Source organism: Salmonella sp. FC25216 (assembly GCF_057751355.1).
On record NZ_JBDGON010000004.1, the window covers coordinates 56,070 to 76,950 of the forward strand.

General features: G+C 52.1%; 22 protein-coding genes and 4 pseudogenes. 21 read left to right on the plus strand and 5 right to left on the minus strand.

Features of this window, described 5'->3' with window-relative positions; genetic code table 11:
• Window positions 1–8 precede the first annotated feature (8 nt).
• Both AC3G3F_RS09435 and AC3G3F_RS09440 read right to left on the minus strand, forming a co-directional pair.
• A complete protein-coding gene (locus tag AC3G3F_RS09435; RefSeq protein WP_239693062.1) occupies window positions 9–536 on the minus strand; it encodes a hypothetical protein in 528 nt (175 codons plus the stop codon).
• A 41-nt stretch (window positions 537–577) separates the two neighbouring features.
• The gene (locus AC3G3F_RS09440; RefSeq protein WP_057069525.1) at window positions 578–988 is read right to left on the minus strand and encodes a helix-turn-helix domain-containing protein; all 411 of its coding nucleotides are present in this window, start codon (window positions 986–988) and stop codon (window positions 578–580) included.
• Window positions 989–1,077: 89 nt separating this feature from the next.
• Here AC3G3F_RS09440 and AC3G3F_RS09445 point away from each other — a divergent pair, with 89 nt between their 5' ends.
• From AC3G3F_RS09445 to AC3G3F_RS09515, 15 genes and pseudogenes are all read left to right on the plus strand, one after another.
• A complete protein-coding gene (locus tag AC3G3F_RS09445) occupies window positions 1,078–1,302 on the plus strand; it encodes a helix-turn-helix domain-containing protein (protein WP_032636378.1) in 225 nt (74 codons plus the stop codon).
• A complete protein-coding gene (locus AC3G3F_RS09450) occupies window positions 1,299–1,604 on the plus strand; it encodes a helix-turn-helix domain-containing protein (protein ID WP_020803508.1) in 306 nt (101 codons plus the stop codon). Before AC3G3F_RS09445 ends, AC3G3F_RS09450 begins: the two co-directional genes overlap by 4 nt.
• A gap of 9 nt (window positions 1,605–1,613) precedes the next feature.
• Entirely contained in the window at window positions 1,614–2,525 is a 912-nt protein-coding gene (locus tag AC3G3F_RS09455) for a DUF3102 domain-containing protein (RefSeq protein ID WP_488394877.1), read from the plus strand.
• A gap of 3 nt (window positions 2,526–2,528) precedes the next feature.
• The gene (locus tag AC3G3F_RS09460; RefSeq protein ID WP_488394879.1) at window positions 2,529–4,298 is read left to right on the plus strand and encodes an integrase; all 1,770 of its coding nucleotides are present in this window, start codon (window positions 2,529–2,531) and stop codon (window positions 4,296–4,298) included.
• A gap of 10 nt (window positions 4,299–4,308) precedes the next feature.
• On the plus strand, window positions 4,309–5,466 hold the full coding sequence (locus tag AC3G3F_RS09465; RefSeq protein ID WP_488394881.1) for an ExeA family protein: 1,158 nt from the start codon (window positions 4,309–4,311) through the stop codon (window positions 5,464–5,466).
• 2 nt (window positions 5,467–5,468) lie between these two features.
• Window positions 5,469–5,738 (plus strand): hypothetical protein, encoded by a 270-nt coding sequence (locus AC3G3F_RS09470; protein WP_057067362.1) that lies wholly within the window; start codon window positions 5,469–5,471, stop codon window positions 5,736–5,738.
• A gap of 17 nt (window positions 5,739–5,755) precedes the next feature.
• On the plus strand, window positions 5,756–6,367 hold the full coding sequence (locus AC3G3F_RS09475; protein ID WP_394944705.1) for a DUF3164 family protein: 612 nt from the start codon (window positions 5,756–5,758) through the stop codon (window positions 6,365–6,367).
• Window positions 6,368–6,446: 79 nt separating this feature from the next.
• Entirely contained in the window at window positions 6,447–6,656 is a 210-nt protein-coding gene (locus AC3G3F_RS09480) for a hypothetical protein (RefSeq protein ID WP_394944704.1), read from the plus strand.
• A 2-nt stretch (window positions 6,657–6,658) separates the two neighbouring features.
• Window positions 6,659–6,847, plus strand: coding sequence for a hypothetical protein (locus tag AC3G3F_RS09485; RefSeq protein ID WP_394944703.1), 189 nt, complete (start codon window positions 6,659–6,661; stop codon window positions 6,845–6,847).
• Window positions 6,844–7,011 (plus strand): hypothetical protein, encoded by a 168-nt coding sequence (locus AC3G3F_RS09490; protein WP_200028400.1) that lies wholly within the window; start codon window positions 6,844–6,846, stop codon window positions 7,009–7,011. Before AC3G3F_RS09485 ends, AC3G3F_RS09490 begins: the two co-directional genes overlap by 4 nt.
• 399 nt (window positions 7,012–7,410) lie before the next feature.
• Window positions 7,411–8,103, plus strand: a complete 693-nt coding sequence (locus AC3G3F_RS09495) for a DUF2786 domain-containing protein (protein ID WP_488394884.1) — start codon at window positions 7,411–7,413, stop codon at window positions 8,101–8,103.
• Window positions 8,100–8,315: a hypothetical protein gene (locus AC3G3F_RS09500; RefSeq protein WP_257247259.1), complete on the plus strand. Its 216-nt coding sequence runs from the start codon at window positions 8,100–8,102 to the stop codon at window positions 8,313–8,315. The genes AC3G3F_RS09495 and AC3G3F_RS09500 overlap by 4 nt, the downstream gene beginning before the upstream one ends.
• Window positions 8,308–8,733, plus strand: a complete 426-nt coding sequence (locus AC3G3F_RS09505) for a gp16 family protein (RefSeq protein ID WP_488394886.1) — start codon at window positions 8,308–8,310, stop codon at window positions 8,731–8,733. Before AC3G3F_RS09500 ends, AC3G3F_RS09505 begins: the two co-directional genes overlap by 8 nt.
• On the plus strand, window positions 8,730–9,119 hold the full coding sequence (locus AC3G3F_RS09510) for a Mor transcription activator family protein (RefSeq protein WP_394944699.1): 390 nt from the start codon (window positions 8,730–8,732) through the stop codon (window positions 9,117–9,119). The genes AC3G3F_RS09505 and AC3G3F_RS09510 overlap by 4 nt, the downstream gene beginning before the upstream one ends.
• A gap of 162 nt (window positions 9,120–9,281) precedes the next feature.
• Window positions 9,282–9,929 (plus strand): annotated as a pseudogene (locus tag AC3G3F_RS09515) (MFS transporter); the annotation flags it as partial.
• A gap of 59 nt (window positions 9,930–9,988) precedes the next feature.
• Here AC3G3F_RS09515 and AC3G3F_RS09520 read toward each other — a convergent pair.
• Both AC3G3F_RS09520 and AC3G3F_RS09525 read right to left on the minus strand, forming a co-directional pair.
• Window positions 9,989–11,371: a glycoside hydrolase family 1 protein gene (locus AC3G3F_RS09520; RefSeq protein ID WP_063389920.1), complete on the minus strand. Its 1,383-nt coding sequence runs from the start codon at window positions 11,369–11,371 to the stop codon at window positions 9,989–9,991.
• 104 nt (window positions 11,372–11,475) lie between these two features.
• Window positions 11,476–11,769: a YicS family protein gene (locus tag AC3G3F_RS09525; RefSeq protein ID WP_488394888.1), complete on the minus strand. Its 294-nt coding sequence runs from the start codon at window positions 11,767–11,769 to the stop codon at window positions 11,476–11,478.
• 196 nt (window positions 11,770–11,965) lie between these two features.
• On the opposite strand from AC3G3F_RS09525, the pseudogene AC3G3F_RS09530 reads away from it, so the two are divergent.
• The 4 genes and pseudogenes from AC3G3F_RS09530 to AC3G3F_RS09545 all read left to right on the plus strand — a co-directional run.
• Window positions 11,966–13,489 (plus strand): annotated as a pseudogene (locus AC3G3F_RS09530) (sigma 54-interacting transcriptional regulator); the annotation flags it as partial.
• Window positions 13,485–13,985: pseudogene (locus AC3G3F_RS09535) on the plus strand (PLP-dependent aminotransferase family protein); the annotation flags it as partial. The pseudogenes AC3G3F_RS09530 and AC3G3F_RS09535, both read left to right, overlap by 5 nt.
• A pseudogene (locus AC3G3F_RS09540) lies at window positions 13,972–14,611 on the plus strand (KDGP aldolase). The pseudogenes AC3G3F_RS09535 and AC3G3F_RS09540, both read left to right, overlap by 14 nt.
• 235 nt (window positions 14,612–14,846) lie before the next feature.
• Window positions 14,847–15,800 (plus strand): Rpn family recombination-promoting nuclease/putative transposase, encoded by a 954-nt coding sequence (locus AC3G3F_RS09545; RefSeq protein WP_488394890.1) that lies wholly within the window; start codon window positions 14,847–14,849, stop codon window positions 15,798–15,800.
• A gap of 31 nt (window positions 15,801–15,831) precedes the next feature.
• Here the strand turns inward: AC3G3F_RS09545 and AC3G3F_RS09550 are convergent, their stop codons facing one another.
• Window positions 15,832–16,734 (minus strand): carboxylate/amino acid/amine transporter, encoded by a 903-nt coding sequence (locus AC3G3F_RS09550; RefSeq protein WP_023247261.1) that lies wholly within the window; start codon window positions 16,732–16,734, stop codon window positions 15,832–15,834.
• A 507-nt stretch (window positions 16,735–17,241) separates the two neighbouring features.
• On the opposite strand from AC3G3F_RS09550, the gene AC3G3F_RS09555 reads away from it, so the two are divergent.
• Window positions 17,242–17,937, plus strand: coding sequence for an MgtC family protein (locus AC3G3F_RS09555; RefSeq protein ID WP_079813776.1), 696 nt, complete (start codon window positions 17,242–17,244; stop codon window positions 17,935–17,937).
• Between the two features lie 216 nt (window positions 17,938–18,153).
• Entirely contained in the window at window positions 18,154–20,880 is a 2,727-nt protein-coding gene (gene mgtA / locus AC3G3F_RS09560) for a magnesium-translocating P-type ATPase (RefSeq protein ID WP_053529949.1), read from the plus strand.
• Window position 20,881: the final 1 nt, after the last annotated feature.

A 20,881-nucleotide genomic window follows, 5' to 3' on the forward strand; every position in this document is an offset into this window, starting at 1 on the left:
CTCAGTAGTTAATTCAGCCTTGGGCATGTCCAGGAATCACTATTAGGATTTGGTGAAAACACCTTCAGGCATCCCTCTCGTGGGGCCTTGCCATCATTTGTCATAGGAACATTTTCCTTATCAAGTTTCACGATAAGGTCTCCTCCGGGAACATCGGTTTTATCGAGGAAAACAGCCTGACAGGCAGATTTAGATATTTTCACTTCATGGGCATTATTTGATATGAACAAAAAACAATTATGACCAGAGGCTATGTAGTCACCAGGAATATTATTCTCGTCTTTGATATGAAATTGAACCGTTGTCACCGGGCGTTCGCTATCCTCGGATACTTCGAATTTTTCAAAACTGCCCGCATACTTATCTAAACCGGGGAGCTGTTGACGAATAAAAGGTAATTCACGCTTTACAACCGGGTTGTCAGTTTCAACGCTGAAAACCGAATGCTCCTTAACTGGGGTGGACGTATCAGCAGGATCGGCATTATCTCCACACCCAGCTAAGACAAACACCAATGGTAAAAATAATTTGCGCATAGTCATATCCTTACACCTTTAATGTTCTTAATGGGAACAAATTAGCCCACATTTTTTAAATTATTTAGCTGTGCGGACAGCTCCTGGATCTGTTTTTCCATCTCAATCACACGCTGTTTTTCTTCAGCGCCTCGCATAAGGTCTCGTCGAACCTCAGGGTCTAACTGATTTAATAGTTCAAGCATTTTAAGGTCTGCTTGACTGAAGCTTTGAGTTGCTGGTTCAACCTTCGATACCTCTTCCTCCCCCTTGCCTGTGAGTAACCAGTCAAGAGAGATTCCTTTCTCTTCCGCAAGGTTTATGCAAATTGAATAAGGCACAGAGTTTCGCTTTCTCCAACTGGCTAAAGTTTGTCTGTTAACGTCCAGCGCCTTCGCTAGCCCGCTGTCGCTATCAACATTAAACAGTGACATGAGTCGCAGAAGCACTGCATCAACGGCCTTTTTATTCATTTCAAATAAATCTCACTTGAGTTATTCATTTTGAATAAGTACACTTATTCGTATTGAGTACATCATAACCCAATAGGAACACGGTGCATATGAACAAACAGCAGGTTCGAGCACGACTGGTTGAACGAGGCAGTAGCCTGCGCCAGTTCGCGCTTAACGCGGGCTATGAGCCACGAACAGTCACTCAAGCGGTAAGCCGCTGGGCTGGCAAAAACGAACTTCCTCGCGGACGTCTGACGTATCGCATTCTGCGTGATTTATCAGTCGTGATCGGCAAGGAAGTTACACCAGGCATCCTTCAGGAGGCGTCATGAGCAAAGCAAATGTATCCAGTTCTGGGTCACGCATTCTGCGCGTACTTAAAGCACTTCGTGGTCACGCTCTGAATGGGGTTTCTAATGGTGAACTGGCATCGGCTTTAGGCGAGTCCCCGGCGAATATTAATCGGGCACTGAATACCCTTATCGAAGAGGGGTTAGCCCTGAAACTGGACAACGGGCGTTTTGCACCAGGAGTCCAACTATTACAAATCGCCATGGCGCATAGTACCGAAATGGCGCGGGCACAGGATCGTATCAATGAAATTAACCAGCGTGTTATGGCTGGCAGTCGCTAAGGAGTTGAAATGGGACGTACAAAATTACAACCAGTTGAATTAGTGGAAGATGCACCCCTGACCGCTGGTCTCAGCGTCAATCTTAATGCCATGACCGAACACCGCCTCGAAATCATGCAACAGTTCGGTGATGGTCTGCCATATGAGCGTGAACGTATTGTCCATGAGACACGTTTTTACATGGCTCAGAGCGCTGAGGCCATGCTAGAGGCTGGTAAAAGGCTGGTGATTCTTAAGGAGAATGAACCTCACGGTGATTTTACAAATATCCTCGAAAATGATTTGGGGTTAGCGCCACAGGTAGCACGCCGCATGATGCAAGCAAGCGTGAAGTTTTTGGGTAATGGTGATGATCATCCAAAGCGCTCAGCGCTGAGCGTTTTAGGTAAGACCAAGCTGTATGAACTGATGGTTCTGGATGATGAAGAACTTGATGTATTAGCTGATGGTGGAACCGTTGCTGGGGCAACACTTGATGATATTGATCGCATGACAAGCCGCGAACTGAAGGCTGCGCTGCGCGAAGCCCGCGAAACCAACGCAGCACAGCAGCGTGTGCTTGCTGACAAGAACGAGAAAATTGACACGCTTTCCACAAAACTGGAAAAGAAATCCCGTATCCAGCCGCCTAAGCCTGACGAAGAAGTGAAGAAACTGCGGGCGGAAGTGACAGCGTTAGCGGTTGAGGCGGAATCAGCCATCGCTGTCCGGCTGTCCAGCGCTTTTGAAACGTTATGCGCCTACTGCGCTGAAAATGTCATTGATACACCCAGAGACTTTATGGCGGGTCTGGTCTGCGAACTGGAGAGCGCGGCCCGCAACCTTCGCTCCACCTTTGACCTGCCGGATGAGCCTACAGGTAACACTGCCCCTTCATGGCTGACTGACCCAACGCCACAGATTAACGGGCAGGAGGCATAACCGATGAGTGCCGCCCTGACTGAACGACTGGTTTATGTTGCCCGCGCGGCACGTGACGCGGGGCATGGTAAGCGCGGTGCAATTTACGAGGCCGCATGTGCCGAACTGGGCCTGTCCCGCGCCACCCTGCTACGTAAGCTGAAGGAGGTATCAGTGACTGACAAACGCAAAAAACGCGCTGACGCCGGGCGCAGCGCCCTGAGCCGCGACGAAGCCGCGCTGATATCGGCCACGCTGCGCGAGGCCACCCGTAAGAACGGTAAGCGCCTGTATTCCATCGCGGATGCAGTTGAGACACTGCGGTCAAACGGCTTTATCTCCGCAGGCAGAACAGACGAGACGACGGGCGAGTTTTTCCCGCTGTCCGAGGACACTATCAGCCGCGCCCTGCGTAACTATGGCCTGCACCCTGAACAGCTGGACGCGGCAGCACCATCCTCCGAGATGGCCAGCCTGCACCCCAACCACGTCTGGGAGATTGATGCATCGCTTTGTACGCTTTACTACCTGAGCAATGGTCACAAGGGACTTCAGGTGATGGACAGTGCGAAGTTCTACAAGAACAAACCTGCCAATATCGCCCGCATCGCCAGTGACCGCGTGTGGAGTTATGAGATTACCGACCATACCAGCGGCTGGATTTACGTTGAATACGTGATGGGCGCGGAGTCCGGTGAAAACCTCTGTTCTGTCCTTATCAATGCGATGCAGGAGCGCGGTGGCGCGGATGTGCTGCACGGCGTACCGAAAATACTCTACCTCGACCCCGGCTCTGCCAACACCGCCGGTATGACGAAAAACATGTGCCGCTCGCTGGGCGTTGACCTGATAGCGCACAAGCCGCACAACGCCCGCGCTACCGGACAGGTGGAAAAGGCCCGTGACATTATCGAGCGCAAGCTGGAGCCGGGCCTGAAGTTCCAGCCGGTTCACAGCCTGGAAGAGCTGAACGCGCTGGCCGTGAAATGGCGTAGCCACTTTAATGCCACGGCTGTCCACAGCCGCCACCGTAAAACCCGCACGGATATCTGGCTGAAAATTACCTCTGAGCAGCTGAAGAAAGCGCCATCAGTTGAGGTCTGCCGCGAACTGGCGGTATCAGCACCTGAACTCCGTAAAGTCACGCCAAAACTGCGTGTCTCGTTCCGGGGTGTTGAGTATGACGTGTCGGCGGTACCGGGCGTACTGGTCGGTGAAAAGCTGATGATTACCCGCAACCCATGGCGCAGCGATGTGGCGCAGGTGGTACTGACCGGCGAAGACGGTCACGAAACGTTCCTGCTGATTGATGAGGTCAGGAAGAACGAGTTTGGCTTTGCCGAAAGAGCGGCGGTGTTTGGCGAAAGCTATAAATCCCTGCCGGAGACCCCGGCGCAGACGGCAGCAAAAGAAATCGAAAAACTGGTCACCGGCACAGATAACGCCGCCGATGCAGCAGCTGCGCGTAAGGCGAAGGCGTTGCCGTTCGGCGGGAAGCTTGACCCGTATAAACATATCGACGACACCACGCTACCGGCCTATATGCCTAAGCGCGGTCAGGCTTCAGACGTGCGCGGCCCGCGTATCGAGCAGCGCCCGCTGACCCATGTGGAGGCGGCGAAAGCCCTCCGCGAGAAGTTCTCGGCCATCGGTCAGATGTGGACACCGGAGCATTACCGTCAGTTAGCGGCACAGCACCCGGATGGTGTACCGGAAGCAGCGCTGGATGAGGTGATGGCCACGCTGACCACCCCAGCCCACAACAGCGTTATCAGCATCGTTAACGGCAACTGAGGAGGACAACATGCTGGTACTGAAACAACAACTTAAAGAGGCCCGTATCCCGCAGGCTGTAGTGGCAAGAGCCGTCGCCGTCTCCGAGGCAACGCTTGCCCAGATTGTGAACCATAACGAGTGGCCCCGCACCAGCCCGGAGGAAGTGCGCCAGCGTCTGGCGTCTTATCTGGAAAGTCAGGGGATTGATACAGCGAAGAGTTTTGATGCTGCACAGGGCGCTGCCACGCCCCGTACAGCGGGTACAACCAACCTCAGTGAGGAAGAGAACATGTTACTCAAAAAACAGGTGTTATTTCCAGCAACTAAAAAAGCATTTGGCCTTTTCCGTGACCCGTTCGCCGATGAAGCCATGCAGGGTGCGGATGATGTGTTCACCACGCCGGATATTCGCTACGTGCGTGAGGCGCTGTACCAGACTGCCCGCCACGGTGGTTTTATGGCGGTTATCGGTGAGTCCGGGGCGGGTAAATCCACGCTGCGCCGTGACCTGATTGAACGTGTCAACCGTGAGAACGCACCGGTGATTGTTATCGAGCCATACATCATCGCCATGGAAGACAACGACGTGAAGGGTAAAACCCTGAAGGCAGCAGCTATCGCCGAGGCCATCATCAGTACCATCGCGCCGCTGGAGAACATCAAACGCAGCCAGGATGCCCGTTTCCGCCAGTTGCACCGTGTTCTGAAAGACAGCAGCCAGGCTGGCTTCAGCCACGTCCTGGTGATTGAGGAGGCCCACAGTCTGCCCATCCCGACGCTGAAGCACCTCAAGCGCTTTTTTGAGCTGGAGTCCGGCTTCAAAAAACTGCTGTCCATCGTGCTGATTGGCCAGCCTGAACTGGCGGATAAGCTGTCCGAGCGCAACATGGAAGTGCGTGAAGTCGTGCAGCGCTGCGAGGTGGTTGAACTGCTGCCGCTGGACAATAGCCTCGAAGAGTTTCTGGCGTTCAAGCTGCAACGCGCCGGTAAGCAGTTTGCCGACGTCATGGACACCAGCGCTGTGGAAGCCATCCGCGCCCGCCTGAGTAATCTGGGCAGCAACCGTAAAAGCATGGTCAGCCTGCTATATCCGCTGGCCGTCAGTAACCTGGTGATAGCCGCCATGAATCTGGCTGCTCAAATCGGGGTTCCGCAGGTCAATGCCGACGTCGTCAAAGGGGTTTAACCATGAAATCCATTACCGATATCAACCAGCAGATGGGCAAGGTGCAGTCAGCCATTATGGCGCTCAATGCCATGAACACCACCGTGCAGAGTGTGATGATTGCTGGCAGTAAGCCGGTTATCCGTATCGCCCGCAATGGCCACTGTACCCGCCTGCTGGAAGAGGGAAAAGCAAGTTATACCCATGTTGGCCATGACTGTTCAGGGCGCTTTCGTCAGGGCGTCTTTGAGTTGCATGGCTGCCGTATTACCTGGTCAGAGTCATTACATTAACCATAAGGTGAACAAAGATGAGCGAAGTAAATAAAGAAGACTACATGAAAGACCGCAAGGGGCGTCTGGTGCCAATTAATCAGGTATCTGACTATGACCTCGCCATGGACTCTTTCGTCCGGGAGCAGGTCGCGGCGGCGAAAGTCAAAAGCGCTGACCTCAGCGACTTCAAGCAACGCGCTTTCGACGAGTGCTACGCATGGCTTGACCTTGTGGCTGAGAAGTACGGCAGAACGCGCGGTGGGGCTAAAGGTAATGTGACCTTCAGCAGTTTTGATGGCAGCGAGCAAATCACTATCCGTGTGCAGGAAACCCTGACGTTCGGGCCTGAGCTGCAGATTGCCAAAGACCTGATTGACGAGTGCGTCACCGAGTGGTCTGAAGGCGCGAACGACAACCTCCGGGCAATTATCGCCGACGCTTTCCAGGTGGATAAAGAAGGTCAGCTCAATACTGGGCGCATTCTGTCCCTGCGCCGCGTCAAGATTCAGGACGAGCGCTGGAACCGGGCCATGGAGGCTATATCGGAATCGCTGCAGGTGGCCATGTCCAAAACCTATATTAATTTCCGTGAAAAAGATAAACACGGGAAGCTAATTAATATCCCGTTAGATATCGCTGCCATTTAATTTTAATTCACTTTCTTTTTATTACGGCGTCAGTGCCGTGGGCTTCTGCACGCCGAAAACAGCTAAAAGGTAATTAACTATGCAAATTAATGATGTTTCGAAGCTGGAAAAAATCATTACCAATATCGCCAAAGATGACGGGGTTTATACCAGCAAAACCAGTTGCTTTATTGGCCGAACGGCATCAAAGGTCATCGTTATCAGCGCCCTGAGCCTCAATGAATTTGAGAGTGAGTTTAACGAAGATCCTGACGATGTTCCTGATATGCACTTTGTCCTGGGAGAATAGCCATGTCCATCAAATGCACCAACTGCCAGAAAGGTGTCACCACACTAAAATTCAGCGACGCCAGTGTCATTACCTCCGGCAAGCACCATGTTCCAGCTGTTCTTATCACGCTGGTATGCCCACACTGCAGCCAGCATTACTACACCGAAGTTCCGGCCATGGAGTTCATACCTTGCGAGGAGAAACAATGAAAATCTGGGTAATAAGATTTTTGTATCTGGCGATGCATATAGTTACGGGCACTTTGGATTTAGTCGGCAAATTACTTTACTGGTCTCTTTTTGCTACCGCTGTTGGTGCCGGACTTACTTTCGGTTCTTTGTTAGCTTTTTTATACGTTATTTATGGGGGGTAAGTGTGGATATATCGAATGATGCCAAAACCTGTTTAGCGCGAATAAAGGCTCTCAACGCAGATAACCAGCGATTTGTCCGGGTGAATATCGGCATACTCAAAGCGGCCCGAAGTGAAATCCTGTCTCATGCAGAGCTTAACGGAAAAGGTGTAATGACAGATATGGTTCTTAATGCACTAAACAACGCTATTAAAAAGGGTCGGTAACCATGTGGATACTTATTCTCTGGATGGCATCGCCATTCTCTTTAACGCTAAGTGATGCCATGCAACCAACGCTGACTTTACAGACTCAGGAATTTAACAGTGAGAAAGCCTGCCGGGATGCTTTCACGTCCATCAAAAAACTCAATGATGGTGATTATAAACTTCGTGGTGTATGCACACCAAAGGACTAATCATGCCAATAACTGATAAAGAAAAAGTGCTGGAAAAGTTAAAAAAACTGCTGGCGCTTTCAAAATCTGATAATCCCCATGAAGCTTCGCTGGCACTGCAGCGCGTTCAGAAACTGATGCAGGCATACGGTATCACCCGTGATGATATCGCGCTCAGTGATATAGACGAGAGCATCAGCAGCTACTGGGCTGCAGGAAGTATTAATCCTCCTCGTTACATACTGGGGCTGCTGGGCATCATCCAGGCCGCTTTTGGGGTTGATTCTATTATCCATTCAGGCCACAAACCCAGCGTTAGCTTTTATGGTAATAAAGACCGCATTGAGCTGGCGTCTTATACCTGGGATATTCTCGCCAGACAACTCATTGCAGCGCGAAAAAGCTATATCGGGCAGCAGAATAAAAGGATTAAAAGCACGACAAAGACCAGCCGGGGCGACAAATTTGCCGAAGGCTGGGTACTTGCCGTGCGTAGTGAAGTGCAACTCTTTGCTATGACCCGCGAGGAACGGGAACTGGCCAGCCTCTGGCTCGAGCAAAAATACCCGGACTCCAGCAAAACCAGCGGTCGTGGGGCCGGAAAATCGCGTGATGCGGATAAGTCTCGTCACCATGGTTACCGGGAGGGAGAGCATGTCAGGCTACATCAACCCGTCAGCGGACAGGAACAGCGAAAACTGAGGAACGACTTATGATGGCTGAAACCGTTGTGTGCGCCCTCGTCTGGTATAGCCTCGTGGGCTGGTGTACGGCTGACCTGCATCGTTATTCCGGTTTTTATTCCCGGTACAACGGTGCTAAATACTGGATTAGCTGGGCTGTGATGTTCGCGTGTTGGCCTGTGGCGCTTCCTTTATATGTTGACTATGTCAGAGGGTTGGCAAAGGGGGAAATCGACGATGACTAAACAACGTCTTATCCAGCTTATTCATATTGCCCGTAACGACCTGCAGATGGACGAGGATACCTATCGGCAGATGCTGCAGGGCCTGACAGGCAAAGCCTCCACGAAAGGAATGGATGTCACCCAGCTTAACCGCGTTATGGAGTCTATGACGAAGAAAGGCTTTCGCATTAAGCCTGCGGGTAAATCCCGACCGGATTTACCGCTTGATACCCATCCGCAGTCTAAGAAATTACGGGCGTTATGGCTTGAAATGGCCTCAGCTGGCATCGTCCGTGACAGCTCCGAGCAGGCACTGGCTCTATGGGTTAAGCGGGAAACAGGCATCAGCGCGTTACGCTGGCTCAGCAATGAGCAGGCAAGTAACGTTATTGAGAAACTGAAGAAGTGGCAGCGCAGAGCTGCGGGGGGGAAGCAATGAGCGACCTGAACCAGTTTCGTAGTAAGGGGCCGGAACTGTTGGTGGAACTGGCACAGCACACCTCTGAAACCATCCGCGAGATTATAGATATTGAACCAGCGATTGCCGACCAGATTGGTCAGGCGACAGCAAATCGCATGATGCAGGTCTGGGGTGGGCAGAATGTCTATTTTCCGATGGGGATGGTCTGGAAGGTCAGTCAGCGTGACCGGGAAATCTTCCACGAGTTCGACGGGCGCAACCATCACGAACTGGCCCGCAAGTTTGGTGTTTCACTACAGTGGGTTTACAGCGTGGTGAAGCGGGTCAGAAAAGAAGAACTGGATCGGATGCAGGGTAAGCTGTTTGATGGTGAACCCGATGCCGATACGGAGAAAAAGGAGTAATATCTGTAATCAGGCTGGCGCGAGTTCTGTTTTTTTCGGGCCGGTCTGATTTTCACATACTGTAAGGTTATTGCATATTTCATCCAGTCTCTTCCCATGTTGGCCCAGTTCTTCCCATAATTATCTCACTTATTCCCTGTCATTTATCTCAAGTCTAATCAGATGGGCGTACTGTGCGTCATCTGGGTGGTGAAATCACTGCCGTCGCTGCCGGGCGAACCTTCCCACCAAAAACAGAATATGTTTAGCCTGTTGCAACGTCCTGGCGTGATGGCCGGGATGATCGCCATCTTTATGTCTTTTGCCGGGCAGTTCGCTTTCTTTACCTATATTCGCCCGGTCTATATGAATCTGGCGGGCTTTGACGTTGATGGTCTGACTCTGGTGTTGCTAAGTTTTGGCATTGCCAGCTTCGTTGGCACTTCTTTCTCATCTTACGTCCTGAAACGTTCGGTAAAACTGGCGCTGGCCGGTGCGCCGCTGGTACTGGCGCTGAGCGCGCTGACGCTCATCGTGTGGGGAAGCGACAAAACCGTGGCGGCGGTAATAGCGATTATCTGGGGACTGGCGTTTGCGCTGGTGCCGGTGGGTTGGTCAACGTGGATCACTCGTTCCCTTGCCGATCAGGCGGAAAAAGCCGGTTCCGTCCAGGTCGCGGTGATTCAACTGGCGAATACCTGTGGCGCGGCGGTGGGCGGTTATGCGCTCGACAATTTCGGGCTGCTTTCGCCGCTGGCGCTTTCCGGCAGCCTGATGCTGTTGACGGCGTTAGTCGTGGCGGCGAAAGTCCGTATTACGCCAATGAGTTGATATTGCTGCCATTTTTAGGCCGGATACGACGTTAGTCGTTATCCGGCAATAATAAACGCTTAATCAAAACCGTTATGCTCTGCGGTGGCGGCAAACCATTCTCCGCTTTTTTTCACCGTGCGCGTTTGGGTGGCTAAATCCAGTTGTACAAAACCATAGCGATTTTTATAGCCGTTCAGCCATGACCAATTATCGATAAAGGTCCACATGTGGTAGCCAAGACAGTGACAGCCCTCGCTAATGCCTTTATGCAGCCATTTAAGATGCTCAGAGATAAAGTCAATTCGGTAATCATCGTGAATCTGTCCCGCTTGCACAAAACGTTGCTCGTTCTCAACGCCCATCCCGTTTTCGGAGATAAAACAGCGCGGATTGTCGTAATTATCCCGCAGGTTGGTGATGATGTCGTAAATTCCCGGCGCGTAAATTTCCCAGCCGCGATAAGGGTTCATCTTGCGCCCCGGCATGTCGTAATAGTCAAATAACCACTCCGGCATAAACGGCGCTTGCGGATTCACCGCTGTATCACGGCATTTCACGCGGCGCGGCTGATAATAGTTAATCCCCAGCAAATCGATTTTGCCGTCGGCAATAAGCTGACGGTCGCCTGGCTGACAGGCGGGCAGTTGGTCATAGGTTTTCAGCAGCGCCACCAGTTCCGCCGGGTATTCTCCCCTTAATACCGGGTCAAGAAAACTGCGGTTAAATAACAGATCCGCATGATGCGCGGCTTGCACATCGGCGGGATGCTGCGAGCGTGGGTAGGACGGCGTCAGATTCAGCACCACGCCGATTTCACCGTCATAGCGCCCGGCGCGCCAGGCGCGCACGGCGGTCGAATGCGCCAGCACGGTATGGTACGCCACGGTGGCCGCACGTTTAAAATCCACCACATTGGGATAGTGGAAGTCGTACAAATAGCCGCCTTCCACCGGCACAATCGGCTCGTTAAAGGTAAACCAGTGCTTCACGCGGTCGCCAAACAAGGTAAAACACGTTTGCGCGTACCGACCAAACGCCTCTACGACGTCGCGATTTTCCCAGCCGCCTTTCTCCTGCATGACCATCGGCATATCAAAATGGAACAGCGTAATAAACGGCGTGATGCCCTGCGCCAGTAGCTCGTCGATGACGTTATTGTAGAAGCTCACCGCTTGTGGATTCACCTCGCCTACGCCGTCTGGAATGAGACGTGCCCAGCTTAGCGAGGTGCGAAAACTGTTGTGTTTTAACTGCTTCAGTAGCGCGATATCGTGCTTCCAGCGGCGATAGAACGTTGAGGTTTCCGCCGGACCGACGCCCTGGTGAAAACGGCCAGGCTGGCGCTCGAACCACACATCCCACGTGGTCTGGCTTTTACCGCCATTCAGACTATCCCCTTCGGTTTGCAACGCTGAGCAGGCGCTGCCCCACCAGAAGTTATCGGGAAAACGGTATCGCATTGTCGTGCTCCTTGCTCGCATAAATTCGCTCCAGAATACGCGGTTTCCGTAAACAGAAACCGGTTACAGTACGCATTTTCGCGACCAAAAACGGAAGTGGTGTGCTACATCTCCGGGCATTCCACCTTACCGAGAGCCTGCCAGTAGTTATGCTGATTGTTGCTCTCTATCGCGATCATCGCCTCCCGAATATGCTGCTGGTTCCCCTCACCCACCATGATTTTGTTCTCCCAGGCTTCATCAGTTAGCGCGCCTTTCGGCGTACACATTTTGCGCAAGTCCTTTAAAATCGTGGTTTTTTCATGCGTCGTCTGAAGCGAGCTAAACGGAGAATCGGCATACGTGATGCCCGGTAGCGCGACAAGCGCGGCAATAAGCAGAAGCGTTTTTCGTTTCATAAACGGTATCCTTATCGGTTTGCACCTTCTCAAGAGTAAGTGTAGACCGCGTGGCGTTCACTCATCGGGGCGTGCGATCCGCTGGTGCTGAACTCAGACAAAAGTGGGAAAGCGGTTTCTCGCTGCGCCTTCACTTTCTTGCATAGCAGAATAGGGTATGTTCTGAACACTCTTTGATTTCGTAAGCGGTAGTGTAATGAGACGTATTGAGATCGTACTGGGAGAGCTGGAACGGCTAACGCGCGGGCTATGTCTTGCCGATCTGGCGCAGGAGACGGCGTTTACGGCGGAGGCGATAGGTTTCAATCTTGGGCTGGCGCGTAACTCCGTCAGCAAAGATCTCAATCAGTTATGGAATGACGGCCTGGCAATCAAAAGCCATGGTCGCCCGGTCTATTTTCTGCATCGCCAGGCGCTGGAAACGTTGCTGGGACGTCAGCTAGAAGAGTCTGAACGTGAGGTGCGGTCGGTGGCGGATGTGCTGCCGCATGAAGAGCATTACGTGCCCGACGATCCGTTTACCAGCCTGATTGGTTACGATCGCAGCCTGCGCGATGCGGTAGAAAAAGGCCGTGCGGCGGTGCTCTATCCGCACGGTTTACACGTTCTGCTTACCGGGCCGTCCGGCGCCGGTAAAACCTTTTTTGTGGAGCTGATGCACCGTTTCGCCTGTGAACAGGCGAGCGGCGCTATCCCGCCGCTGGTCTACTTTAACTGCACGGAATACGCCCATAACCCGGAACTGCTCTCCTCGCATCTGTTTGGTCATCGACAGGGGGCGTTTACTGGTGCAAATGAACATAAAACAGGCCTCGTGGAGCAGGCGGACGGCGGTTATCTGCTGCTGGATGAGGTGCACCGTCTGTCTTATGAAGGGCAGGAAAAGCTGTTCTCTATTCTGGATAAAGGCGAGTATCGTCCGCTTGGCGTAAGCAGCCAGCCGCGATCAATTTCGGTACGCCTGATTTGTGCCACTACTGAGCCGATCGGGTCGGTGCTGTTACGTACTTTCCAGCGGCGTATTCAGGCGTGTATTGATTTGCCGGGCATTCGCCAGCGCTCCGTTGAAGAACAGATCGAACTGATCGTGGGATTCTTACAGCGGGAAAGTCGCAAAATAGAACGCACGGTCAGCATTGATAAACCGTTGTTGCTCTGGTTGCTGAATAAACCCCTGGAAGGCAATATCGGTCAGCTTAAAAGTGATATTCAGTTTCTTTGCTCTCAGGCGTGGGCAGCGGGAATGACCGAGTATAACGACACGCTACAACTGGACAAACGGTTGGCGGAGATGTCGGTTAACCCGACGCCGGAACAGCGTTTATTGGTGGATACCCTATTTGACGGTAAAGCGTGGCTAAATATAGACGCGCGCACGCTGCCCGCATTGAAGACGTCGCTGGCGACCGGGGCGGAAATTGAAGAGAGCGACCTCTTTTACAGCTTCCTGACGCGCGAATATGTTAATTTGCGCAACAGTAACGTCCCCCCGGCGGAGACGCTGGCGATCCTGAAAAATAAACTCAGCTCTATTTTTGAATACGGTCTCTACATCCGCGACAGCGTGGCGCATCCGCCGCGCTATGGCGACCAGATTGAAGAGCGCGTGACGCTGCTGATTGGCTGCGTAGAGCAGGTGTTGGGCTTTTCGCTGCCGGAAAATCTGGTTAACCCACTGCGTAAACACTTCCTGGCGCTGATAGGCTACGTGCAGCGCGGATATGGTTATCTACAGCGGCGCGAAAGCCTTTAATGCGCCAACCTCCGGCTTTATCACCGGTAAGAAAACGTGGATTGCCGCCTGCAAAGCGCAGTACCAGGGGATTGCCAGGGCGATGAAAATCGGCAAGGAAAACATGGTCGGGCTGGTGTATGCGCTGGAGAATTACCACCAGGGCAAGACGATCGTGACTGCAACACAGTTACAGCCGGTCGCAGAAGCGATTTCCGCCATCCATGGGCTTTATGCCGATATCGAACAGGATGAGGCCGGGCGTGCAATCTGGCGTATTCGTGTGCGGGTGAACGCGCCAGAATTGGGGCTGAACGCGCAGGACGTCGAAGCGCAGTTGCGCGGCGGCGAGATAGCGATTTACGCCCGCAAATATCAGCTTCATCAGGGGGTTCTTAGCCTCGATCCACGCACGGTAGCCGAAGGGGAAATGGCATTGATTGTGGCGCGACTCAGGGAGATTGCAGAACATGCAGCAGATTAATTTTTATCGTCAGCGGGTAGCGATTAACGTGCTGGCAAAGGATATCGCCAACGCGAAGGCTATCTATGAAGCCGCCGAAGGCCATGCGGTCATTGGCGTACTTTCCGCGCAGTTCGCTACGGTAGAAGAGGGCGTGCCGGAGGTGAAACGCTGGATGGCGGAGGTGCCGTCTATCTCGGTGGGACTGGGCACTGGCGGCGACAGGCGGCGAGCAAACACATATTAACGCGTTGGTTAGCCCGACGGGAACGCCTGGAGAGGTGTTGATTTCTACCGGCGTCAGCAGCAGCCAGGGAACGCCAGCCCGCGTTTCCTGTGATGCGGCGGTACGCATGATGCAGGATATGGGCACACATGCGGCGAAGTTTTTCCCGATGGGCGGCGAAAAGTCGTTACCGGAATTATATGCGCTGGCGACAACCGCCGCCCGCCACGGCATGATGCTCATCGAGCCGACCGGCGGTATCTCGCTGGATAATTTCGGTATCATCCTGCAAACCTGCCTGGAAGCAGGCGTGCCGCGCGTCATGCCGCATGTTTACAGCTCGATTATCGATCCGCAAACCGGTAATACGCGCCCCGAAGACGTCATTCGGTTGATGGAGATAGTCAAAGCGCTGGTGTGAGGTTTATCGCCAAAGAGCGCTGCGTTTACCAGGTCTACAGATGACGTGTATTTGTAGGCCCGGTCAGCGTTACGCTACCGGGTGATAATGCGTAGCGGGCTGGGCAAAAATGTACGTATTGCAGCCGTCAGTTATTCCCTTTCGAGCCTCCTCGCAGGGTTAAATTTTCCTGAATGCTGTCTGTATTTCTGGCGAGTACAGTTGCGTCATCTTATTCCTCAGGTGACGGATCGCCATGAAAAAAAGCCCCACGTCCACGCCTCATGATGCGGTATTCAAAACGTTTTTACGCCATCCGGATACCGCGCGGGATTTTCTCAATATTCATCTTCCCCATTCGCTAAGAATACGTTGCGATCTGACGACGTTGAAACTGGCGCCGGACAGTTTTATCGAGAAAAATTTACGCGCGTTTTATTCCGACGTCCTTTGGTCGCTAAAAACGTGTGAAGGCGACGGTTATATCTATGTCGTTATAGAGCATCAGAGTACGCCGGACGCGCATATGGCGTTCCGGTTAATGCGTTACGCGACTGCCGCGATGCAGCGCCATCTGGATGCTGGCCATAAAACGTTACCGCTGGTGATTCCCATGCTGTTTTACCATGGCGCGAAAAGCCCGTATCCCTTTTCGCTTTGCTGGCTGGATGAGTTTGACGATCCTGCACTGGCGCGTCAGCTTTATGCTACGGCATTTCCACTGGTAGACATTACGGTGGTGCCGGATAACGAGATTATGCAGCATCGACGTATCGCGATGCTGGAGCTGGTACAAAAGCATATACGTCAGCGCGACCTGATGGGATTGGTCGAGTGCTTAGCGGTACTTCTGATTACGGGAAACGCTAATGACAGTCAGCTAAAAACGCTGTTTAATTATTTGCTAATACAGCATGGCAGTTCGCCTCGTTTTGGCAAGTTTATCCGCGAGGTGGCGCGTCATGTTCCCCAACACAAGGAGAGATTAATGACGATCGTAGACAGAATACGAGAATCGGGGCGCAGAAAAGGTAAGCGTGAAGGCGTGCAACAAGGCATACAGCAAGGTATACATCAAGGTATACATCAAGGTAAGCAGGAGGAGGCCTTGCGTATTGCTCATACGATGCTGGAACAGGGGATCGATCGGGAGATGGTGCTGATGATTACCGGGCTTTCTGACGAAGAGATTAAGGCAAAGCGCCATTAAACTTGCCCGGTAATCGTGCTTATCAACGGCGTTAAGCGGCCCGCACGCGTCGACGGGAATCGAGGGAGATCAGGATCACTGACGAGAGAATCAGCAGCGTGCCCAGCCAGTCCGGCAAGGTAAAACTAATCCCCAACAGCAGCAGCGACAGCAGGGCGCTGCTTAACGGTTCCGCGCAGCTTAAAATGCTGGCTTTGGGGCCGCCAATCAGTTGCGCGCCTTTCAAATACAGGCTGAACGTCAGCGACGTACCGATCACCACCAGGTAGAAAAAGGCCAGAATCAGGCTGCCGCTCACCGCAAAGTGCGTTCCTTCTTTAGCGTAGAAGGGCAGCAGAATAAGGCCGCCAAAGGACATGCTCCAGCCGACCACTGGCAGCGTGCCGTAGTGGGCGATTAGCCTGGAAGGCCAGGTCGTATAAAAGGCGGCGGCAAACGCGGAGGCGATACCCCAGAACAGCGCGGCTGAAGAGATCGACAGCGACGTTGGGTTACCGTGAGTCACCAGTAAAAAGGTGCCGATCAGCGATGTAAGAATGGCGGTTAAGACCAGAATGCCTGGTCGTGTTCTTCGCGCTAATGCAAACCACGCTACAATTATGGTCGGCGATAAAAATTGCAGCACTGTCGCGGTGGCGGCATTGGATTTTTCAATCGTGAGCAGGAAGGTTAGCTGAACGGTGAGCGCGCCCACTACGGAAAAAATCAGCAGACTCAGTGCATCTTTGCGGTTTTTAAGAATCGAAAATATTTTATCGCCGTGCATAAAGGAGAATGTCACCAGGATCAGCCCGGCGAATAACAAACGTGTCATCGTCAGGAACTGTGACGACATATGGCTTTGCTCCATGATGTACTGTGCGCAAACGCCTGAACTCCCCCACAATACGGCGGCAATCAGGACGTTTAGCATCCCTTTTCTGGTGGAACCCATTTTTTCCTCGTCATGTTGTTTTATTTTTTTACGTGCGGGCATCATAACAGAGCTATCGTCGGTATTAAGCAGGAATTTATTGTTTAATGATTTCAGACGAGCCTGTTATCGACATAATATTGTCATTTTTTTGTCATAAGAAAAAATATCAGACAAACTTAAACAGATCGTCACTAAACCCGCCTTTGCACTTTACGGAACATATTGACTGACTATAATAAGCGCAAATTCATGCAGGAGTAATATGTTGGACAGTCACTTTTACGTAAATCATCTGGCAAGTTAACGCACGCTATTCCTGCGCTGCTTGCCGAACCGGCGGGCAGCAATCTCCCCTTGTGACGATTGTCATCCCAATAATGTTACAACACGCGCATTGTCGCGAGGTAATCGTCATGTTCATGTTTAAACACGCTTTATTTCCTCCACCGTCAACACAACGCTAATTGCCTCAGGGTAGCAATTTGTCGTGTGCTAAATACAGCACGTATTATTCTTCCAGAAAAAATGGAGGAACGTATGTTAATGTTTCCTTATATTTCAAATTTACTGACCGCTATGCTGCTGGGCGCGCTGATTGGTGCGGAAAGACAATGGCGTCAACGTATGGCGGGATTACGCACCAATGCGCTGGTGGCGACAGGCGCCGCCGTTTTTATTCTGAGCTCCATGACGACATCGCCAGACAGCCCCGGGAGAATTGCGGCACAGATTGTCTCTGGTATTGGCTTTCTGGGGGCGGGCGTCATCATGCGCGAAGGGATGAATGTGCGCGGACTGAACACCGCGGCAACGCTATGGTGTTCGGCGGGCATCGGCGTGTTATGCGGCTTAGGGCAGTTCAAAAATGCGTTGGCGGCGACGATCATTATTCTTTGCGCCAATATTTTACTGCGTGAAGCGGCGCAGCGTATAAATCAACTCCCGGTATCCGCCGAGGAAGAAAAACGTTATATCCTGAAAGTGACCTGCAATAAAGAAGATGAGAGCGCGGTTCGTCAGTGGTTACTGAATATCGTAAAAGAGGCAGCGATTTGCTTACAGGGGTTAGGTTCGGTCCCCGCTCAAGAACAGGGTTATAAAGAAATTCATGCCGAGCTCGTTGGTCATGCTGATTATCGTAAAACGCGAGAACTGATTATATCCAGAATAGGTGATAACGATAATATCACCGCTATTCACTGGAGTATTGACGACCAATAATAGTTTATTCAATTTCAACATTACGCCAGACGTATAAGGAGGGAATGATGGATATTCCCGAGACTATAAAATAAAACTCACTCAAAATAGTGAGTGAGCAATAACCTTTTTTATGCATAGAGAATTCTCCCGGGCCATTCACCTTCAAATCGTGAATTTAATATTCCCTGGGAGTGATATGCAGGAAACACTACACCTTAATTTTGGGGATTCATCATGACTGACATGAACATTGAAAACCGGAAACTCAATCGCCCGGCGTCAGAAAATGATAAGCAGCATAAAAAAATATTTCCGATCGAAGCGGAAGCTTTTCATAGCCCGGAGCAGACGCTGGCGCGGCTGAACAGCCATCGTCAGGGGCTCACGACGGAAGAGGCTGGTCAACGGCTGAAAGTGTATGGGCGCAATGAAGTAGCGCATGAGCAGGTTCCTCCGGTGCTGGTTCAGCTTTTGCAGGCATTCAATAACCCGTTTATTTACGTTCTGATGGCGCTGGCAGGGGTCAGTTTCGTTACTGATTACTGGCTCCCGTTACGCCGTGGCGAAGAGACCGATCTCACCGGCGTGCTGATTATTCTGACGATGGTCAGTTTGAGCGGGTTATTGCGTTTCTGGCAGGAGTTTCGCACTAACAAAGCAGCACAGGCGCTGAAAACGATGGTTCGTACCACCGCCACGGTGTTGCGTCGTGGGCCGGGCAATATAGGCGCGGTGCAGGAAGAGATTCCCATTGAAGAGCTGGTGCCGGGCGATGTGGTTTTGCTGGCGGCGGGCGATCTGGTGCCCGCAGACGTCCGACTGCTGGCGTCACGCGATCTCTTTATCAGTCAGTCAATTCTTAGTGGTGAATCATTACCCGTAGAAAAATATGATGTTATGGCTGATGTGGCGGGTAAAGACAGCGAGCAATTGCCTGACAAAGATAAAAGCCTGCTGGATTTGGGCAATATCTGTCTGATGGGAACCAATGTGACCAGCGGCAGAGCGCAAGCGGTTGTCGTCGCGACGGGAAGTCGTACCTGGTTCGGCTCGCTGGCGAAATCCATTGTGGGTACGCGTACCCAGACGGCTTTCGATCGGGGAGTCAACAGCGTGAGCTGGCTGTTGATACGCTTTATGCTGATCATGGTGCCGGTTGTCCTGCTGATCAACGGCTTCAGTAAGGGAGACTGGGTAGAGGCTTCGCTGTTTGCGCTGGCGGTTGCGGTGGGGTTGACGCCGGAAATGTTGCCCATGATTGTCAGTTCTAACCTGGCAAAAGGCGCGATTGCGATGTCGCGGCGCAAAGTGATCGTCAAGCGCCTGAACGCTATTCAAAACTTCGGCGCGATGGATGTGTTGTGTACGGATAAAACCGGCACCTTAACCCAGGACAATATTTTTCTGGAGCATCATCTGGATGTGAGCGGTGTAAAAAGCAGCCGGGTATTGATGCTGGCCTGGCTGAATAGTAGCAGCCAGAGCGGCGCACGGAATGTGATGGATCGCGCTGTATTGCGTTTTGGCGAGGGCCGCATCGCACCATCGACAAAAGCGCGCTTCGTTAAACTTGATGAACTGCCATTCGACTTTGTACGTCGCCGGGTATCGGTGCTGGTGGAGGATGTGCAGCATGGAGACAGATCCCTGATCTGCAAAGGCGCTGTCGAAGAGATGCTGATGGTAGCTACCCATCTTCGCGAAGGCGATCGTGTGGTGGCGCTAACGGAAACGCGCCGCGAGCTGCTGCTGGCGAAAACCGAAGATTACAATGCGCAGGGATTTCGTGTATTGCTGATAGCGACACGTAAGCTGGATGGTTCCGGGAACAACCCGACATTACGTGTGGAGGATGAGACCGCACTTACCATCGAAGGGATGCTCACTTTTCTCGATCCGCCGAAAGAGAGCGCCGGAAAAGCCATTTCCGCGTTGCGGGATAACGGCGTAGCGGTCAAAGTCCTCACCGGCGATAATCCGGTTGTGACGGCGCGTATCTGTCTGGAAGTGGGTATTGATACGCACGATATCCTGACCGGAACCCAGGTTGAGGCGATGTCAGATGCCGAACTGGCGTCTGAAGTGGAGAAACGCGCAGTATTCGCCCGGCTGACGCCGTTACAAAAAACGCGTATTTTGCAAGCGCTACAGAAAAATGGTCATACCGTTGGTTTTCTTGGGGACGGGATTAACGACGCGCCCGCGCTTCGTGATGCGGATGTGGGGATCTCCGTCGACAGCGCCGCCGATATTGCTAAAGAATCATCAGATATTATTCTGCTGGAAAAAGATCTCATGGTCCTTGAGGAGGGCGTTATCAAAGGGCGAGAAACCTTTGGCAATATCATTAAGTACCTGAATATGACCGCCAGCTCTAATTTCGGCAATGTTTTTTCGGTACTGGTAGCCAGCGCGTTTATTCCGTTTCTGCCGATGCTGGCGATTCATCTGTTGATCCAGAATTTGATGTACGACATTTCGCAGTTGTCGTTGCCGTGGGACAAAATGGATAAAGAGTTCCTGCGTAAGCCGCGTAAATGGGACGCGAAAAATATTGGTCGTTTTATGCTATGGATTGGCCCAACGTCTTCTATTTTCGATATCACAACCTTTGCGCTGATGTGGTACGTCTTTGCGGCTAATAACGTAGAGGCGCAGGCGCTCTTTCAGTCCGGCTGGTTTATTGAGGGTCTGCTCTCGCAGACCCTGGTCGTGCATATGCTAAGGACGCAGAAAATACCGTTTATCCAAAGCCGGGCGACGTTGCCGGTATTATTGACGACCGGCTTGATTATGGCGATAGGCATTTATATTCCATTCTCACCTTTAGGCGCGATGGTTGGACTGGAGCCGCTGCCACTGAGCTACTTCCCGTGGTTGGTGGCGACATTATTGAGTTACTGTCTGGTGGCGCAAGGCATGAAGCGCTTTTATATCAAACGCTTTGGCCAATGGTTTTAAT

Bases quoted from the DNA above. Each gene is read 5' to 3' on its own strand.
- AC3G3F_RS09520 (WP_063389920.1), bottom strand. From the start codon at position 11,371: ATGCGATACCGTTTTCCCGATAACTTCTGGTGGGGCAGCGCCTGCTCA.
- AC3G3F_RS09490 (WP_200028400.1), top strand. From the start codon at position 6,844: ATGAAAATCTGGGTAATAAGATTTTTGTATCTGGCGATGCATATAGTT.
- AC3G3F_RS09555 (WP_079813776.1), top strand. From the start codon at position 17,242: ATGGAGGAACGTATGTTAATGTTTCCTTATATTTCAAATTTACTGACC.
- AC3G3F_RS09480 (WP_394944704.1), top strand. From the start codon at position 6,447: ATGCAAATTAATGATGTTTCGAAGCTGGAAAAAATCATTACCAATATC.
- AC3G3F_RS09500 (WP_257247259.1), top strand. From the start codon at position 8,100: ATGATGGCTGAAACCGTTGTGTGCGCCCTCGTCTGGTATAGCCTCGTG.
- AC3G3F_RS09445 (WP_032636378.1), top strand. From the start codon at position 1,078: ATGAACAAACAGCAGGTTCGAGCACGACTGGTTGAACGAGGCAGTAGC.
- AC3G3F_RS09545 (WP_488394890.1), top strand. From the start codon at position 14,847: ATGAAAAAAAGCCCCACGTCCACGCCTCATGATGCGGTATTCAAAACG.
- AC3G3F_RS09455 (WP_488394877.1), top strand. From the start codon at position 1,614: ATGGGACGTACAAAATTACAACCAGTTGAATTAGTGGAAGATGCACCC.
- AC3G3F_RS09505 (WP_488394886.1), top strand. From the start codon at position 8,308: ATGACTAAACAACGTCTTATCCAGCTTATTCATATTGCCCGTAACGAC.
- AC3G3F_RS09465 (WP_488394881.1), top strand. From the start codon at position 4,309: ATGCTGGTACTGAAACAACAACTTAAAGAGGCCCGTATCCCGCAGGCT.
- AC3G3F_RS09460 (WP_488394879.1), top strand. From the start codon at position 2,529: ATGAGTGCCGCCCTGACTGAACGACTGGTTTATGTTGCCCGCGCGGCA.
- AC3G3F_RS09550 (WP_023247261.1), bottom strand. From the start codon at position 16,734: ATGGGTTCCACCAGAAAAGGGATGCTAAACGTCCTGATTGCCGCCGTA.
- mgtA (WP_053529949.1), top strand. From the start codon at position 18,154: ATGACTGACATGAACATTGAAAACCGGAAACTCAATCGCCCGGCGTCA.
- AC3G3F_RS09510 (WP_394944699.1), top strand. From the start codon at position 8,730: ATGAGCGACCTGAACCAGTTTCGTAGTAAGGGGCCGGAACTGTTGGTG.
- AC3G3F_RS09485 (WP_394944703.1), top strand. From the start codon at position 6,659: ATGTCCATCAAATGCACCAACTGCCAGAAAGGTGTCACCACACTAAAA.
- AC3G3F_RS09525 (WP_488394888.1), bottom strand. From the start codon at position 11,769: ATGAAACGAAAAACGCTTCTGCTTATTGCCGCGCTTGTCGCGCTACCG.
- AC3G3F_RS09475 (WP_394944705.1), top strand. From the start codon at position 5,756: ATGAGCGAAGTAAATAAAGAAGACTACATGAAAGACCGCAAGGGGCGT.
- AC3G3F_RS09495 (WP_488394884.1), top strand. From the start codon at position 7,411: ATGCCAATAACTGATAAAGAAAAAGTGCTGGAAAAGTTAAAAAAACTG.
- AC3G3F_RS09450 (WP_020803508.1), top strand. From the start codon at position 1,299: ATGAGCAAAGCAAATGTATCCAGTTCTGGGTCACGCATTCTGCGCGTA.
- AC3G3F_RS09470 (WP_057067362.1), top strand. From the start codon at position 5,469: ATGAAATCCATTACCGATATCAACCAGCAGATGGGCAAGGTGCAGTCA.
- AC3G3F_RS09435 (WP_239693062.1), bottom strand. From the start codon at position 536: ATGCGCAAATTATTTTTACCATTGGTGTTTGTCTTAGCTGGGTGTGGA.
- AC3G3F_RS09440 (WP_057069525.1), bottom strand. From the start codon at position 988: ATGAATAAAAAGGCCGTTGATGCAGTGCTTCTGCGACTCATGTCACTG.